Raw genomic sequence first — 16568 nt, 5'->3', positions numbered from 1 at the left:
CTAGGCGACCGCCATCGCAGCAAGCACCAGGTTGCAACTGCGCTGGGTGTACTCGCTGAGCACCACACGGATACGTGGCTGATCACGCGCCACCACCGCCTCGAGCAACTGAGCGAACAGAGTCAGGTACTCGCTCATTTCCGCCTTGCGCTGATCCAGGGCCAGGTAGTAGGTGCGACTCATGGCCGGCTGCAGGTTTTCGACGGTTTCCTGCAGGTACGGGTTATCGGCGAACGGATAGGCCGCGCGCATCACATTGAAACTGTCTTCCACGAACGTCTTGATATCCTGACGCTCGAAACTGGCCTGCAGGCGCTGCTGGATCTGCAGGAACGGCGCCAGGTCCGCCTGAACCTTCCAGCCCTTGGCCACCGCATTGCCGAGCAGGATATACATCTCGCTCATCAGGGCGCAGAGGCTGCGCACATTGTGTTCGTTCAACTCGGTCACATGGGCGCCGCGCCGGGGCAGGATCGTCACCAGATGACGCCGTTCGAGAATCAACAGTGCCTCGCGCACCGAACCACGGCTGACGTTCAAGGCCTGGGTAACCTTCTGCTCCTGAATGCGCTCGGCAGGCTTGAGCTCCCCGCGAATGATGCGTTCGGCAAGGTAATGGGCGATTTGTTCGCAGAGGCTGTCCGGCGCCTTGAACGTCATTGTTGTCCTTCGAAATCATCGATCTGTACAAGCGGCGCAGTGTAGCGCACTTGATACCTGCAAGCGCAGGGGAGAAACGCTCGAATGTGGCACGAAACGCGCAAGAAGCCTGCAAGAACCCGCAAAGAATAATAGTGCCCGGGTACTGTGCCCACGACGTTCTACCCTTATATAAAGGACCGTCGATCGAGATGAACCGTTTGTGCAAATTTTCCTGACCTGAAAGTCAGAAAAACATTGACCAAAAAGTCAGATCTGACTAAATTCAGCTCATATCGATCAACAACAATAATCCGCTTGTGAGGCCTTCCGTGATCCAGTTTCTACTTAACCAGGAGCTGCGCAGTGAGCATGCCCTGGATCCGAACCTGACAGTGCTCGAGTATCTGCGCGAGCATCTGGGAAAATCCGGCACCAAAGAAGGCTGCGCAAGCGGCGATTGCGGCGCCTGCACCGTCGTGGTCGGCGAATTGAGCGCCGCTGACGACGGCAGCGAGCACATACGCTACCGCAGCCTCAACTCATGCCTGACCTTTGTTTCGTCGCTGCACGGCAAGCAACTGATCAGCGTTGAAGACCTCAAGCACCAGGGCCGGCTTCACAGCGTGCAACAGGCCATGGCCGATTGCCACGGCTCGCAGTGCGGCTTCTGTACCCCTGGCTTTGTCATGTCGCTGTTTGCCCTGCAAAAGAACAGCGATGCACCAGACCTGCACAAGGCCCAGGAAGCCCTGGCCGGCAACCTCTGCCGCTGCACCGGCTACCGGCCGATCCTGGCGGCTGCCGAACAGGCCTGCTGCCAGGCGCGCGGCGACCAGTTCGATACCCGTGAAGCGCAGACCGTCGCGACCCTCAAGGCCATCGCGCCGAAGGACATCGGCGAACTGAACAGCGGCGACAAGCGCTGCCTGGTGCCCTTGACCGTGGCCGACCTCGCCGACCTGTACGGCTCGCACCCCGAAGCCCGACTGCTGGCCGGCGGCACTGACTTGGCGCTGGAAGTCACCCAATTCCACCGCACACTGCCGGTGATGATCTATGTGGGTAATGTCGCCGAAATGAAGCGCATCGAACGTTTCGACGATCGCCTGGAAATCGGCGCGGCCACGTCCCTGACCGATTGCTATGACGCCCTGACCGCCGAATACCCGGATTTCGGCGAATTGCTGCACCGCTTCGCTTCGCTGCAGATCCGCAACCAGGGGACCCTGGGCGGCAATATCGGCAACGCCTCGCCGATTGGCGATTCGCCGCCCCTGCTGATCGCCCTGGGCGCGCAGATCGTTCTGCGCAAGGGTGACACCACCCGTACACTGGCACTGGAAGACTATTTCATCGATTACCGCATCACGGCGCGCCAGGAAAGCGAGTTCATCGAGAAGATCATCGTGCCCCGTGCCCAGGCGCAATGGACGTTCCGCGCGTACAAGGTGTCCAAGCGCCTGGACGACGATATTTCCGCCGTCTGCGCCGCATTCAACCTGCGCCTGGAAGACGGCCTGGTTGCCGAGGCACGGGTTGCCTTCGGCGGCATGGCGGCCACGCCGAAACGGGCCAAGGCCTGTGAAGCCGCACTGCTCGGCAAAGCCTGGAACCAGGCCACTGTCGAACGCGCCTGCAAGGCCCTGGCCGAAGATTTCACGCCGCTGTCGGACTTCCGTGCGAGCAAGGAATACCGCCTGCTCAGCGCGCAGAACCTGCTGCGCAAATACTTCATCGAACTGCAAACGCCGCACATCGAGACTCGGGTGACCGCTTATGTCTAATCATCACTGCACCCCGAAAACCCAGGACGAGCTCGCCGCCCTGTTTCAGCAGGACCTGACCACGGGCGTGGGCCGCAGCCTCAAGCACGACAGCGCCGACAAGCACGTGTCCGGCGAAGCGGTGTATATCGACGACCGCCTGGAATTCCCGAACCAGCTGCATGTCTATGCACGCCTGTCCGATCGCGCCCATGCCCGCATCGTCAAGGTCGATACCACGCCCTGCTACGCCTTCGAAGGCGTGCGCATCGCCATTACCCATGAAGATGTGCCGGGCCTCAAAGATATCGGCCCATTGATGCCGGGCGACCCGCTGCTGGCCATCGATACCGTGGAGTTCGTCGGCCAACCGGTGGTCGCCGTCGCCGCCCGCGACCTGGAGACCGCACGTCAGGCGGCCATGGCTGCGATCATCGAGTACGAGGACCTGGAACCGGTGCTGGATGTGGTCGAGGCCTTTCGCAAGAAACATTTCGTGCTCGACAGCCATACCCATCAGCGCGGCGACTCGACCACCGCCCTGGCCACTGCCCCGCACCGGCTACAAGGCACGCTGCACATCGGCGGCCAGGAACACTTCTACCTGGAAACCCAGATCTCCTCGGTGATGCCCACCGAAGACGGCGGCATGATCGTCTACTGCTCGACCCAGAACCCCACCGAAGTGCAGAAGCTGGTCGCCGAAGTGCTCGATGTGTCGATGAACAAGATCGTGGTCGACATGCGCCGCATGGGTGGCGGTTTCGGCGGCAAGGAAACCCAGGCGGCAAGCCCGGCGTGCCTGTGCGCGGTGATCGCGCACCTGACCGGGCAGCCGACCAAGATGCGCCTGCCACGGGTCGAAGACATGATCATGACCGGCAAGCGTCACCCCTTCTACATCGAATATGATGTGGGCTTCGACGACAGCGGTCGCCTGCATGGCATCGCCATGGACCTGGCCGGCAATTGCGGTTGCTCACCGGACCTGTCGAACTCGATTGTCGACCGGGCCATGTTCCACTCCGACAACTCGTACTACCTGGGCGATGCGACCATCAACGGCCACCGCTGCAAGACCAACACTGCCTCCAATACCGCCTACCGCGGCTTCGGCGGCCCGCAAGGGATGGTCGCCATCGAAGAGGTCATGGACCGCATTGCCCGGCACCTGGTGCTCGACCCGCTGGCCGTGCGCAAGGCCAACTACTATGGCAAGACCGAACGCAACGTCACCCATTACTACCAGACTGTCGAGCACAACATGCTCGAGGAAATCACCGCTGAACTGGAAGCCAGCAGCGACTATGCCGAACGCCGCGAATCGATCCGCCGCTTCAACGCAAACAGCCCGGTGCTGAAAAAAGGCCTGGCGCTGACCCCGGTCAAGTTCGGGATATCCTTCACCGCCAGCTTCCTCAACCAGGCAGGCGCCCTGGTGCACATCTACACCGACGGCAGCATCCACCTGAACCATGGCGGCACGGAAATGGGCCAGGGCCTGAACACCAAGGTGGCCCAGGTGGTCGCCGAGGTGTTCCAGGTTGATTTCAGCCGCATCCAGATCACCGCCACCAACACCGACAAGGTGCCCAACACCTCGCCGACCGCGGCATCCAGCGGCGCCGACTTGAACGGCAAGGCTGCCCAGAACGCCGCGGAAATCATCAAGCAGCGCCTGGTGGAATTCGCCGCGCGGCAGTACAAGGTCAGCGAAGAGGACGTGGAGTTCCGCAACGGCCATGTGCGCGTGCGTGAGCAGATCCTGACGTTCGAAGAGCTGATCCAGCAGGCCTACTTTGCCCAGGTGTCGCTGTCGAGCACCGGTTTCTACAAGACGCCGAAGATCTACTACGACCGTTCCCAGGCTCGTGGTCGGCCGTTCTACTACTTTGCCTTCGGCGCTGCCTGCGCCGAGGTGATCGTCGACACCCTGACCGGCGAGTACAAGATGCTGCGCACCGACATCCTCCACGATGTCGGCGCCTCGTTGAATCCGGCCATCGATATCGGCCAGGTCGAAGGCGGATTCATCCAGGGCATGGGCTGGCTGACCACCGAGGAACTGGTGTGGAACGCCAAGGGCAAGCTGGTCACCAATGGCCCGGCGAGCTACAAGATCCCGGCCGTGGCTGACATGCCGATCGACCTGCGGGTCAAGCTGGTCGAGAACCGCAAGAACCCGGAAGACACCGTATTCCACTCCAAGGCCGTCGGTGAACCGCCGTTCATGCTCGGCATCGCCGCCTGGTGTGCGATCAAGGACGCCGTGGCGAGTTTGGCCGACTACCGCGAGCAACCGCAGATCGATGCGCCGGCGACGCCGGAGCGGGTGCTGTGGGGTTGTGAGCAGATGCGCAAGGCGGTGGCGGAGCACTTGGTAGCCAACGAGCCAGCCGCACCGGAAATAGTCTGAAATGCGTCTGAATGTGGGAGCGGTCTTTGTGGGAGCGGCCGGGGCCGCTCCCACAAGGCCGCCCCACAGGAGAGGTGAGAAACATGCATAACTGGATCAGCGCCCTGGCCGACCTGCAGGACCGTGGCGAACCTTGCGTGCTAGTGACCATAATCGAAGAGCTCGGCTCGACGCCGCGCAATGCCGGTTCCAAGATGGTGGTCAGCGCCGAGCACCTGTACGACACCATCGGTGGCGGCCACCTGGAATACAAGGCGATGAAAATCGCCCGCGAGATGCTCGCCAGCGGTCGCCAGGACACGCACCTGGAACGCTTCAGCCTGGGCGCCAGCCTGGGCCAGTGCTGCGGCGGCGCCACCGTGCTGCTGTTCGAGCCCATGGGCCGGGTCCAGGCGCAGATCGCCGTGTTTGGCGCCGGCCATGTCGGCCGCGCCCTGGTACCGCTGCTGGCCAGCCTGCCCTGCCGGGTGCGCTGGATCGATTCGCGTGAACAGGAGTTTCCCGAGCAGATCCCCGACGGCGTGATCAAGATCGTCAGCGAGGAGCCGGTCGATGAAGTCCAGGACCTGCCAGCGGGCAGCTACTGCATCGTCATGACCCACAACCATCAGCTCGACCTGGAGCTGACGGCGGCGATTCTCAAGCGCAACGATTTTACCTGGTTCGGCCTGATCGGCTCGCGGACCAAGCGCGTCAAGTTCGAACACCGCCTGCGCGACCGCGGCTTTGACCCGGCGGTGGTACAGCGCATGCGCTGCCCGATGGGCATCGCCGAGGTCAAGGGCAAACTGCCGATCGAAATCGCCGTGTCCATCGCCGCCGAAATCATCGCCACCTACAACGCAAACTTCGGCCAGCAAACCACTACCCACGCCGAACCCATTGCCCAATTGCTGCCCTCTTCACGGCGCAGCCAAGCCATTCAATGAGAGCCTTATGAGCCTGACCCGTAAAGCCTATCGCGCCGCCATCCTGCACAGCCTCGCCGACCCTGCCGAAGTGGGTATCGAGGCCTCCTATGAATATTTCGCCGACGGCCTGCTGGTGATCGAAGACGGCAAGATCGCGGCCGTAGGCCCGGCCGAGGTGCTGCTCACCAGCCTGCCCGCCGAGGTCGAAGTCATCCACTATCAGGATGCGCTGATTACCCCCGGCTTCATCGACACCCATATCCACTTGCCACAGACCGGCATGGTCGGCTCCTACGGCGAACAGCTGCTGGACTGGCTCAATACCTACACCTTCCCGTGCGAGCGCCAGTTCGCCGACAAGGCCCATGCCGATCAGGTCGCGAAGATCTTCATCGAAGAACTGCTGCGCAACGGCACCACCACCGCACTGGTGTTCGGCAGCGTGCACCCGGAATCGGTCGAGGCCTTTTTCGAAGAGGCCGAGCGCCTGGACCTGCGGATGATTGCCGGCAAGGTGATGATGGACCGCAACGCCCCGGACTACCTGACCGACACGGCCGAATCGAGCTACGTCGAAAGCAAGGCGCTGATCGATCGCTGGCACGGCAAGGGCCGCCTGCATTACGCCGTGACCCCGCGCTTCGCGCCGACCAGCACGCCGGAACAGCTGACCCTGGCCGGGCAATTGCTCAGCGAGTACCCGGATCTGTACATGCAGACCCACATCAGCGAAAACCTCAAGGAAGTCGAGTGGGTCAAGGCGCTGTTCCCCGAGCGCAAGGGCTACCTGGACGTCTACGACCATTACCAATTGCTCGGCCAGCGCTCGGTGTTCGCCCACGGCGTGCACCTGTGCGACGAGGAATGCCAGCGCCTGGCCGAGACCGGCTCGGCCATCGCCTTCTGCCCGACCTCGAACCTGTTCCTGGGCAGCGGCCTGTTCAACTTGCCGATGGCCGAGAAGCACAAGCTCAACGTCGGCCTGGGCACCGATGTCGGCGGCGGCACCAGCTTCTCGCTGCTGCAGACGCTCAACGAAGCCTACAAGGTCATGCAACTGCAGGGGGCCCGCCTGAGCCCCTTCAAGTCACTGTACCTGGCCACCCTGGGCGGCGCCCGGGCGTTGCGCCTGGAAGACCGCATCGGCAGCCTGCAAGCGGGCAGCGACGCCGACTTCGTGGTACTGGACTACAACGCCACGCCACTGCTGTCCTACCGGATCCAGCAGTCGCGCAGCATTGAAGAGACCTTGTTCGTTCTGATGACGCTGGGTGATGACCGCACCGTGCAGCAGACCTATGCTGCCGGCAAGCTCGTTCACCAGCGTTAAGCGTGCATGCGGCTGCGGGCCACCGAGGTGTACCTGCAGCTGCAGCCAATCAGTCTTCCTTGCCCAGCCAGCGGTAGAGCCCGCCGCCGATGATCGCACCAATGATCGGTGCCACCCAGAACATCCATAATTGCTGGATCGCCCAGCCACCGACAATCAATGCCGGGCCCGTACTGCGAGCAGGGTTGACCGAGGTGTTGGTCACTGGAATGGAGATCAGGTGGATCAGCGTCAGTGTCAGGCCGATGGCAATTGGCGCAAAGCCTGCCGGCGCTCGCTTGTCCGTGGCACCCATGATGATCAGCAGGAACATCGCCGTCATCACCACTTCACTGGCCAAACCTGCAGCCAGCGAGTAACCGCCCGGCGAGTGTTCGCCATAGCCATTGGAAGCCAGGCCACCGGAGAGGTCGAATCCGGCCTTGCCGCTGGCAATGAAGTAGATCAATGCCGCCGCCAGAATGCCGCCAATCACCTGCGCGGCAATGTAGGCCGGCAGCTCCTTGGCAGGAAAGCGCCCGCCCGCGACCAGCCCGACGGAGACGGCAGGATTGAGATGACACCCGGAAATATGGCCGATGGCGAACGCCATCGTCAGGACAGTCAGACCAAACGCGAAAGAGACACCGAGCAAACCGATGCCTACATCGGGAAAGGCTGCAGCCAGTACTGCACTGCCACAACCCCCCAACACCAACCAGAACGTACCTATCAATTCAGCCGCCATCCGCTTGCTCAGGGGCATTGACATGAACCTGTCCTCGCATAATTGAACGCTAACGGTTAAGTCGCAATTCCATTTGCTCGATCAGGGTTTGCTGGGTTGAACGGTTGATTGACAGTGAATCTAGCACACGCCTAAATTCGCGCCAGCACCGCGAACTCGTGGTCGCGGTCGCTGCCACTGGACTCAGCCTTTGACGGAGGTGGGGTTGGAACGCCCGGGCTTCCTGGTTTGCAGCAGGTGCGAGAACACCGCATGCAGATCATCTGACGCGCTTTCCTCATCAAGGTTGAGCTTGCTGTCGATGTGATCCATGTGGTGCATCATCAGATTCACCGCGAGCACCGCATCGCGGGCTTCGATGGCATCGATCAGCTGGGTGTGTTCATCGTAGGAGCAGTGCGAGCGGTTGCCGCTTTCGTACTGGGCGATGATCAACGAGGTCTGCGACACCAGGCTGCGCTGGAAGCTGATCAGCGGGGCATTCATCGCCGCTTCCGCAAGCTTGAGGTGGAACTCCCCGGACAGGCGGATACCGGCGCCACGATCGCCGCGGGAGAAACTGTCGCGTTCGTCCTGCACCATCTGTCGCAGTTCGGCAATCTGTTCGGCCGTGGCGTGTTGCACGGCAAGCTCGGTAATCGAGCGCTCGACCATGCGCCGGGCAAAGAACACCTGGCGCGCCTCCTCGACGCTCGGGCTTGCGACCACCGCACCGCGATTGGGCCGCAACAGCACCACGCCTTCATGGGCCAGACGCGACAGCGCCCGGCGGATGATGGTGCGGCTGACCCCGAAGATCTCGCCCAGGGCTTCCTCGCTCAACTTGGTTCCCGGCGCCAGGCGTTGCTCGAGAATCGCCTCGAAGATATGCGCATAGACGATGTCGTCCTGGGTTCCGCTACGGCCGGCCTTGCCTGCACGCGAGGGTTTCTTGAGAGGTTGCAGCTGATCGTTCATGGGCACTCTAGGGTAAAGATTCCGGCTGTGAGACCCTGACTGTAATACCAGCCAGTGGGTCCATGGCAAGCCTTGCGTGAAAAAACACGGGTAAAGGTACTGGCAATTGTACACATCGGCAGCCATTTCTGCAGGCCGAGATGGCGGTTATAGCCGCTATGACGAATTAATTGCCGACAATCGCAAAAACATTATTTGCTTTATTTGTATACAAAAGCATAATCCTCTCGTGCAACTTCCTGACTCCACGGTCAACAAACCGGTCCGGACGCCTGCGCCATCCCTATCCGCCTCGCAGAACCCCCTAGTGCACGCGCAGGTACGGTTCTGGAAAACAAGAAGAGCCTTGAGGAGTACATGCTGTGGAAAGTAACAAATCCGAAGCCCCTACGCTGGATCTCGCCCCACCGCTGAGCACCAGTTGGCTGGAGCGGATTTTCAAACTCAAGTTGCATGGCACCACCGTCAAAACCGAGGTGATCGCAGGTGTGACGACCTTTATCACCATGGCCTACATCATTTTCGTGAACCCGAACATCATGGCCGATGCCGGGATCGATCACGGTGCAGCCTTTGTCGCCACCTGCATCGCTGCAGCCCTGGGCTGCCTGCTGATGGGCCTGTATGCCAACTGGCCAGTCGGCCTGGCGCCGGGCATGGGGCTCAACGCGTTCTTTACCTACACCGTGGTCGGGACCATGGGCTACTCCTGGGAAACCGCCCTTGGCGCAGTGTTCGTCTCCGGTGTGCTGTTCATGATACTGACCCTCTCGCGGATACGTGAATGGCTGCTCAACAGCATTCCCGTGAGCCTGCGTTATGCCATGGGCGCGGGGGTCGGGCTGTTCCTCGGCCTGATCGGCCTGAAAACCGCCGGCATTGTCGTCGACAGTCCAGCAACCCTGATCAAGCTGGGTTCGCTGCGTGAACCCGGCCCACTGCTCGCCGCAGTGTGCTTCCTGATGATCGCGGTATTGAGCTACCACCGTGTGTTCGGTGCGATTCTGATCAGCATCATTGCCGTGACGCTCGCCGGCTGGGGCCTTGGCCTGGTGGAATACGGCGGGGTCTTCTCCATGCCGCCGAGCCTGGCACCGACCTGGATGGCCATGGACGTGGCGGGCGTGTTGAACGTCGGCATGATCAGCGTGGTCCTGGCCTTCCTCTTCGTGCACATGTTCGACACCGCCGGCACCCTGATGGGCGTCGCCCAGCGGGCCAACCTGGTGAATGCCGACGGCCGCATCGAAAACCTGTCCCGCGCGCTCAAGGCCGACAGTGCCTCCAGCGTATTCGGCGCGGTGGTCGGCGTGCCTCCCGTGACCAGCTACGTAGAAAGTGCCGCGGGTGTGGCGGCCGGTGGCCGCACCGGTTTGACCGCCGTCGTCGTTGGCGTGCTGTTCATTGTCGCCATGTTCTTCGCACCACTGGCAGGCATGATTCCTGCCTACGCAACCGCCGGTGCACTGATCTATGTGGCGATGCTGATGATGGGCGGCATGGCCCATATCGACTGGGAAGAATCGACCGACGCCATTCCGGCGATCGTCACCGCAATCATGATGCCGCTGACCTTCTCGGTCGCCGATGGTATCGCCCTGGGCTTCATCACCTACGTCGTGCTCAAGGTCGGTACCGGCAGGCACAAAGAAATCTCTGTCAGTCTGTATGCACTTTGTGCGATCTTTGTCGCCAAGTTTATCTTCTTGTAACTGCGACAACATTGGTCAAACAAGCCTCACCCTCGGGTGAGGCTTTTGCACATAAAGAGAAAAATAAGGGGGGAGAAAAGTAATGAGTCTTGAAACCTGGCTACTGTTCAGTGGTGCGGCATTGATCGTGATCCTGATCCCCGGCCCCCTTTCCCTGCTGATGATCAGCAATAGCCTGAATTACGGTTTGCGCCGGTCTTACCCGGCGTTTCTCGGTGGGGTGAGCGCGTCGATCTGCCTGCTCAGTGCATCGGCGCTGGGGCTGGGCGCGCTGTTGCTGGCTTCGGAGCAGTTGTTCAGCGCCTTGAAGATCGTCGGTGGCTTGTACTTGTTCTACCTGGCCTGGCAGAGCTGGCAACAGTCGCGGCAACCGGGGCACGCCAGCGAAGTACCCGAGGTCACCCCGCTCCCGCGCTTTGGCGCGATGTTCTGGCGTGCCTTCGCCCTGGGCGCGAGCAATCCGAAGGACATCCTCTTCTTCGCCGCCTTCCTGCCGCAGTTTCTCAGTGCCGACAAACCGTTTCTCGGCCAGTTGTTGATCATGATTGCCACCTGGGCGGTGCTGGACCTTGCCTGCAAGCTGGCCTACGGCCTGAGCGCCCATGGCGCGGCGCGCTACCTGCGCAGCGGCAAGGGGCAGAGTTGGTTCAACCGGGTGAGTGCGGGGTTGTTCGGCGGGGCTGGGGCGGCTTCGTTGTTGAGTCGTGCCTGATGGCCTCATCGCGGGCAAGCCCGCTCCCACAGAAGCCGGCGCCCCCCCCTGTGGGAGCGGGCTTGCCCGCGATCGACCGCATAGCGGTCGCCAGATCGCAGGCATAAAAAAGCCCGCCAGTGAGAGCGGGCAAATACCTACGAAGATTCGGACCAGGAATCGGGACTAACTGCCCCGGTAGGTGGAGTAGCTATAAGGTGAAATCAACAGCGGCACATGGTAGTGATCCTGCTCGGCACTGATGCCAAAGCGCAGCACGACCACGTCGAGAAACGCTTGCTCCGGCAACTGCACCCCTCGGGCGCGGTAATAGTCGCCGGCGCTGAACTGCAATTGGTAGACACCGCTGCGGTAGTCATCGCCTTGCAGCAGCGGCGCGTCGCAACGACCGTCGCTGTTGGTCAGCGCAGTGGCGACCAGCTCCAGCTGCTGGCCTTCGACGCGGTAAAGCTCGACCTTGATCGAGCTGCCAGGGCAGCCATGGGCTGCATCCAGTACGTGTGTGGTCAAACGTCCCATTGGGTTGCTCGCTTTTATCTGATCGGTTGCAAAAATACCCAGGCCGCGCCGTTGCGGAGCGCGAATGGCGGCGGCAGTGGGATTATTAAGACACTTTTCAAAAAAATTGTACACAATAAATCGCGCTTTTATCTGCGGTCACCCGCCCTTGCCCATTGGTCGGCGAATCTTTCAAAAATCAGGCTACTCATGCGTCCCGGCGGTTTAAGTTGACCGATCGGGCAGGTTTTTTGCACGCTATAGCCTTGATGGCAGCGCAAAAGAAATGCAAAAAAAACAGGCTTACAAAATGAATATAAAGTTGTATACAATCACTCCATCGCCGTGGCGCACATCCCTGAGCGGGTAGCCACGCCCTGTTATCACGAACAAGAAGGAAGACTGCAGTGAGCGCTGACTATCCTCGCGACCTGATCGGTTACGGCAACACCCCTCCCCATCCTCGCTGGCCGGGGAATGCCCGCATCGCCCTGTCGTTCGTCCTCAACTACGAAGAAGGTGGCGAGCGCAACATCCTGCATGGGGACAAAGAGTCCGAGGCCTTCCTCTCGGAAATGGTTTCCGCCCAGCCGCTGCAAGGCGCGCGCAACATGAGCATGGAATCGCTGTATGAATACGGCAGCCGTGCCGGCGTCTGGCGCATCCTCAAGCTGTTCAAGGAATTCGACATCCCGCTGACGATCTTCGCCGTGGCCATGGCCGCCCAGCGTCATCCGGACGTGATCCGCGCCATGGTCGAGGCTGGCCACGAGATCTGCAGCCATGGCTACCGCTGGATCGACTACCAGTACATGGATGAGAACCAGGAGCGCGAGCACATGCTCGAAGCGATCCGCATCCTCACCGAGATCACCGGCGAACGCCCGCTGGGCTGGTACACCGGCCGCACCGGCCTGAACACCCGTCGCCTGGTGATGGAGGAAGGTGGCTTTCTCTATGACAGCGACACCTATGACGACGACCTGCCCTACTGGGAAGGCAACAACCCGACCGGCAAGGCGCACCTGGTGATCCCCTACACTCTGGACACCAACGACATGCGCTTCACCCAGGTGCAGGGTTTCAATAACGGCGAACAGTTCTTCCAGTACCTCAAGGACGCCTTCGACGTGCTTTATGCCGAAGGAAGCGATGCCCCGAAAATGCTCTCCATCGGCCTGCACTGCCGCCTGATCGGTCGCCCGGCTCGCCTGGCTGCGCTCAAGCGCTTCCTCGAATACGCCAAGAGCCATGACCAGGTCTGGTTCACCCGGCGCGTGGACATTGCCCGTCACTGGCACGCCACCCACCCATTCAATGCCGAGAACGCGCAATGAACCGCTTCCAGACACTGACCCCGTCGACCCTCGACCGCAGCGCTTTTGTCGAGGCCTTCGCCGACATCTACGAACATTCGCCATGGGTGGCCGAAAAGGCCTTCGACCTGGGCCAGGGCACCGAGATCGATGTGATCGAAACCCTGCACCAGCGCATGAGCGACGTCCTGCTCAGTGCCGATCACGAAAGCCAACTGGCCCTGATCAACGCTCACCCGGACCTGGCCGGCAAAGCTGCCGTGCAGGGCGAACTGACCGAAGCCAGCACCAATGAACAGGCTGGCGCCGGTATTCACCAATGCACGGCCGAAGAGTTCCAGCGCTTCACCGAGCTCAATGACGCCTATAAAGCCAAGTTCGCCTTCCCGTTCATCATGGCGGTGAAAGGCAGCAACCGGCACCAGATTCTCGCCGCGTTCGAAACGCGTATCCATAACTCGGTCGAGGCCGAGTTCAAGGAAGCACTGGCGCAGATCAACAAGATCGCCCTGTTCCGATTACTGCAGCTCTAAGTGAGCCAGATCCACTCATTCAAGGCAGACAAGAAAAAATGAAAGCATACGCAGTACCCTTCGAGAAGTTCGTCAACCTGGCCGACGCCCGCCTGGGCACCAAAGCCATTTCCGTCACCGACGACTGGTTCGCCGACGTCAATCGCCTGTTCCAGCCGACCCCTGCCGTGTGGAAGGAGGGCGTGTTCGACGACAACGGCAAGTGGATGGACGGCTGGGAATCGCGCCGCAAGCGTTTCGAAGGTTACGACAGTGCGGTCATCCGCCTGGGCGTACCGGGTTCGATCAAGGGCGTGGATATCGACACCTCCTTCTTCACCGGCAACTTCCCGCCGTCTGCATCCCTGGAAGCCTGCTTCGTGGCCGAAGGCGACCCGACCGACCAGACCCAGTGGGTCGAAGTCCTGTCGGCCGTGGAGCTTTCAGGCAACAGCCACCACTACCACGAAATCAGCAACGACCAGGCCTTCAGCCACCTGCGTTTCAACATCTACCCCGATGGTGGCGTAGCCCGTCTGCGCGTGTACGGCGTGCCGTTCCGCGACTGGGCGGCCACCGGCGACAACGAACAGGTCGACCTGGCTGCCGCACTGAACGGTGGTCGCGCCCTGGCCTGCTCCGACGAGCACTTCGGCCGCATGAGCAATATCCTCAACCCGGGTCGCGGCATCAACATGGGCGATGGCTGGGAAACCGCGCGCCGTCGCACCCCCGGCAATGACTGGGTCATCGTTGCGCTGGGCCATGCCGGCATCGTCGAGCAAGTGGTCGTCGATACCCTGCACTTCAAGGGCAACTACCCGGACAGCTGCTCGATCCAGGGTGCATTCGTCAAAGGCGGTACCGATAGCCAGATCGAAACCCAGAGCCTGTTCTGGCGTGAATTGTTGCCGAGCCAGAAACTGGAGATGCACCAGGAGCACAGCTTCAAGGAGCAGATCAAGGAACTGGGCCCGATCACGCACATTCGCCTGAACGTGTTCCCGGATGGTGGTGTAAGCCGTCTGCGCGTTTTGGGCAAGGTCGCTAAATAGCGTGGCCCCTATCGCCGGCAAGCCGGCTCCCACAGGTCCGGAGTACACCTCGATCCCTGTGGGAGCTGGCTTGCCAGCGATGCGATAGACCAGACAACAACGAACATTCAGAAAAGAAGAACCAGCATGCGCAAACTAGTGATTGAGCCCCTGACCAAAGAAGCCTTCGCCCCCTTCGGTGACGTGATCGAAACCGACGGCAGCGACCACTTCATGATCAACAATGGCTCGACCATGCGTTTCCATCGTCTGGCCGAGGTCGAAACCGCCTCGCCGGAGGACAAGGCGATCATCAGCATCTTCCGCGCCGACGCGCAGGACATGCCCTTGACCGTCCGCATGCTGGAGCGCCATCCGCTGGGCAGCCAGGCGTTCATACCGCTGCTCGGCAACCCCTTTCTGATCGTGGTCGCGCCACTTGGCGATGCACCTGTATCAGGTTTGGTCCGCGCCTTTGTCAGTAATGGCAGGCAGGGCATTAATTACCATCGCGGCGTCTGGCACCACCCGGTGCTGACGATCGAAAAGCGGGATGACTTCCTGGTGGTTGATCGCAGTGGCACAGGCAATAACTGCGATGAGCATTTTTTCAATGAGGATGAGCTGTTGATCCTCGACCCCCACCAATAAGAGAAGGCCTGGCCATCGACCGACGGTGACAGGCAAGAGGTTAGTACTGTGGAAGCACATTTGATTGAATGGCTGAACCTGAGCGTGCGCTGGGTTCACATGATTACCGGGGTCGCCTGGATCGGTGCCTCGTTCTATTTCGTCTGGCTGGAAAACAACCTTAACCGGGTCAACCCCAAAAACGGGTTGGCGGGTGATTTGTGGGCGATTCACGGTGGCGGTATCTACCACCTGGAAAAATACAAGCTGGCCCCGCCGACCATGCCGGACAACCTGCACTGGTTCAAATGGGAAGCCTATTTCACCTGGATGTCGGGCGTTGCGCTGCTGTGCGTGGTGTTCTACTCCAACCCGACGCTTTACCTGCTCGCGCCAGGCAGCGGCCTGACCGGCGCCGAAGGGATTGCCATCGGCATCGGTTCGTTGGTTGCCGGCTGGTTCATCTATGATTTGCTCTGCGATTCGCCACTGGGCAAGCGCCCTGCACTGCTCGGCCTGATCCTGTTCGTGCTGATCATTGCCGCCGCATACGGCTTCAGCAAAGTGTTCAGCGGCCGTGGTGCCTACCTGCATGTCGGCGCCATCATCGGCACCATCATGGTCGGCAACGTGTTCCGCATCATCATGCCGGCCCAGCGCGCGCTGGTTGCGGCGATCGCCGAGAACCGCACCCCCGATCCGACGCTGCCGGCCAAGGGGCTGCTTCGTTCGCGCCACAACAACTACTTCACCCTGCCGGTGCTGTTCATCATGATCAGCAACCACTTCCCGAGCACTTACGGCAGCCAGTACAACTGGTTGATCCTGGCCGGGATCGCGGTGCTGGCCGTGTTGGTGCGTCACTACTTCAACACCCGCCACGACAGCCACAAGTTCGCCTGGACCCTGCCTGTCGCTGCCCTGGGCATGATCTGCCTGGCCTACGTCACCGGCCCTGCGCAGATGAACAAAGGCCCTGAAGTCGCTGCCACGCCGAAGATCGAATACCAGCCGCTGCCGGAAACCGCTCAGGGTGGCAAGAAAGCGAGCGAAGCCCCTGCACTCGAGGCCGCACCGGCCAAGGCGGTCGAGCAAGCGCCGGTGGCAAGCCTCGATGACGCCGGCTTCGACAAGATCCACAGCGTCATCCAGGAACGTTGCGCCGTGTGCCACTCGGCCAAGCCGACCAGCCCGCTGTTCAGTTCCGCGCCTGGTGGCGTGATGCTCGACACCCCCCAACAAATCCAGCAAATGGCGCCGCGCATCCAGGCCCAGGCTGTAGCCACCCAGATCATGCCATTGGGTAACATCACCCAGATGACCCAGCAGGAACGTGACCTGATCGGCGCCTGGATTGCCAAGGGGGCTCCGACCCATTGATGTACCCGGCGGCCCCTGACGGCCGCCA

General features: G+C 61.1%; 15 protein-coding genes. 11 read left to right on the top strand and 4 right to left on the bottom strand.

What is annotated here, in order from left to right:
• Complete coding sequence (locus NVV94_RS08150; protein WP_258446691.1) at nt 1-660, bottom strand: GntR family transcriptional regulator; 660 nt, start codon at nt 658-660, stop codon at nt 1-3.
• A 311-nt stretch (nt 661-971) separates the two neighbouring features.
• Here NVV94_RS08150 and xdhA point away from each other — a divergent pair, with 311 nt between their 5' ends.
• The 4 genes from xdhA (at nt 972) to guaD (ending at nt 7062) form a co-directional block, all read left to right on the top strand.
• The gene (xdhA, locus tag NVV94_RS08145) at nt 972-2426 is read left to right on the top strand and encodes a xanthine dehydrogenase small subunit (protein ID WP_258446690.1); all 1455 of its coding nucleotides are present in this window, start codon (nt 972-974) and stop codon (nt 2424-2426) included.
• Nucleotides 2419-4821, top strand: a complete 2403-nt coding sequence (gene xdhB / locus NVV94_RS08140) for a xanthine dehydrogenase molybdopterin binding subunit (protein ID WP_258446689.1) — start codon at nt 2419-2421, stop codon at nt 4819-4821. Before xdhA ends, xdhB begins: the two co-directional genes overlap by 8 nt.
• Before the next feature lie 83 nt (nt 4822-4904).
• Nucleotides 4905-5750 (top strand): xanthine dehydrogenase accessory protein XdhC, encoded by an 846-nt coding sequence (xdhC, locus tag NVV94_RS08135; protein ID WP_258446688.1) that lies wholly within the window; start codon nt 4905-4907, stop codon nt 5748-5750.
• 7 nt (nt 5751-5757) lie between these two features.
• Nucleotides 5758-7062 (top strand): guanine deaminase, encoded by a 1305-nt coding sequence (gene guaD, locus NVV94_RS08130; protein ID WP_258446687.1) that lies wholly within the window; start codon nt 5758-5760, stop codon nt 7060-7062.
• Nucleotides 7063-7111: 49 nt separating this feature from the next.
• Here the strand turns inward: guaD and aqpZ are convergent, their stop codons facing one another.
• Nucleotides 7112-7807: an aquaporin Z gene (gene aqpZ, locus NVV94_RS08125; RefSeq protein ID WP_258447648.1), complete on the bottom strand. Its 696-nt coding sequence runs from the start codon at nt 7805-7807 to the stop codon at nt 7112-7114.
• A gap of 165 nt (nt 7808-7972) precedes the next feature.
• Nucleotides 7973-8746 carry a GntR family transcriptional regulator gene (locus NVV94_RS08120; protein ID WP_258446686.1) on the bottom strand — a complete coding sequence of 258 codons (774 nt, stop codon included), beginning with the start codon at nt 8744-8746 and terminating at the stop codon, nt 7973-7975.
• Between the two features lie 362 nt (nt 8747-9108).
• On the opposite strand from NVV94_RS08120, the gene NVV94_RS08115 reads away from it, so the two are divergent.
• Nucleotides 9109-10458 carry an NCS2 family permease gene (locus NVV94_RS08115; RefSeq protein ID WP_408733456.1) on the top strand — a complete coding sequence of 450 codons (1350 nt, stop codon included), beginning with the start codon at nt 9109-9111 and terminating at the stop codon, nt 10456-10458.
• Nucleotides 10459-10540: 82 nt separating this feature from the next.
• A complete protein-coding gene (locus NVV94_RS08110) occupies nt 10541-11170 on the top strand; it encodes a LysE family translocator (protein WP_258446685.1) in 630 nt (209 codons plus the stop codon).
• A gap of 165 nt (nt 11171-11335) precedes the next feature.
• Here the strand turns inward: NVV94_RS08110 and uraH are convergent, their stop codons facing one another.
• Entirely contained in the window at nt 11336-11689 is a 354-nt protein-coding gene (gene uraH / locus NVV94_RS08105; RefSeq protein ID WP_258446684.1) for a hydroxyisourate hydrolase, read from the bottom strand.
• Between the two features lie 386 nt (nt 11690-12075).
• Here uraH and puuE point away from each other — a divergent pair, with 386 nt between their 5' ends.
• The 5 genes from puuE (at nt 12076) to NVV94_RS08080 (ending at nt 16540) form a co-directional block, all read left to right on the top strand.
• Nucleotides 12076-13005: an allantoinase PuuE gene (gene puuE / locus NVV94_RS08100; RefSeq protein ID WP_258446683.1), complete on the top strand. Its 930-nt coding sequence runs from the start codon at nt 12076-12078 to the stop codon at nt 13003-13005.
• Nucleotides 13002-13517, top strand: a complete 516-nt coding sequence (gene uraD, locus NVV94_RS08095; RefSeq protein ID WP_258446682.1) for a 2-oxo-4-hydroxy-4-carboxy-5-ureidoimidazoline decarboxylase — start codon at nt 13002-13004, stop codon at nt 13515-13517. Before puuE ends, uraD begins: the two co-directional genes overlap by 4 nt.
• 38 nt (nt 13518-13555) lie before the next feature.
• A complete protein-coding gene (alc, locus tag NVV94_RS08090) occupies nt 13556-14551 on the top strand; it encodes an allantoicase (protein WP_258446681.1) in 996 nt (331 codons plus the stop codon).
• Between the two features lie 126 nt (nt 14552-14677).
• Nucleotides 14678-15181, top strand: coding sequence for an ureidoglycolate lyase (locus NVV94_RS08085; RefSeq protein ID WP_258446680.1), 504 nt, complete (start codon nt 14678-14680; stop codon nt 15179-15181).
• 48 nt (nt 15182-15229) lie between these two features.
• Nucleotides 15230-16540: a urate hydroxylase PuuD gene (locus tag NVV94_RS08080; protein ID WP_258446679.1), complete on the top strand. Its 1311-nt coding sequence runs from the start codon at nt 15230-15232 to the stop codon at nt 16538-16540.
• The last annotated feature ends 28 nt before the right edge of the window (nt 16541-16568 follow it).

This window comes from Pseudomonas sp. LS1212, assembly GCF_024741815.1.
Classification (GTDB): Bacteria; Pseudomonadota; Gammaproteobacteria; order Pseudomonadales; family Pseudomonadaceae; genus Aquipseudomonas.
This window is presented reverse-complemented; position numbering and strand designations above follow the sequence as displayed.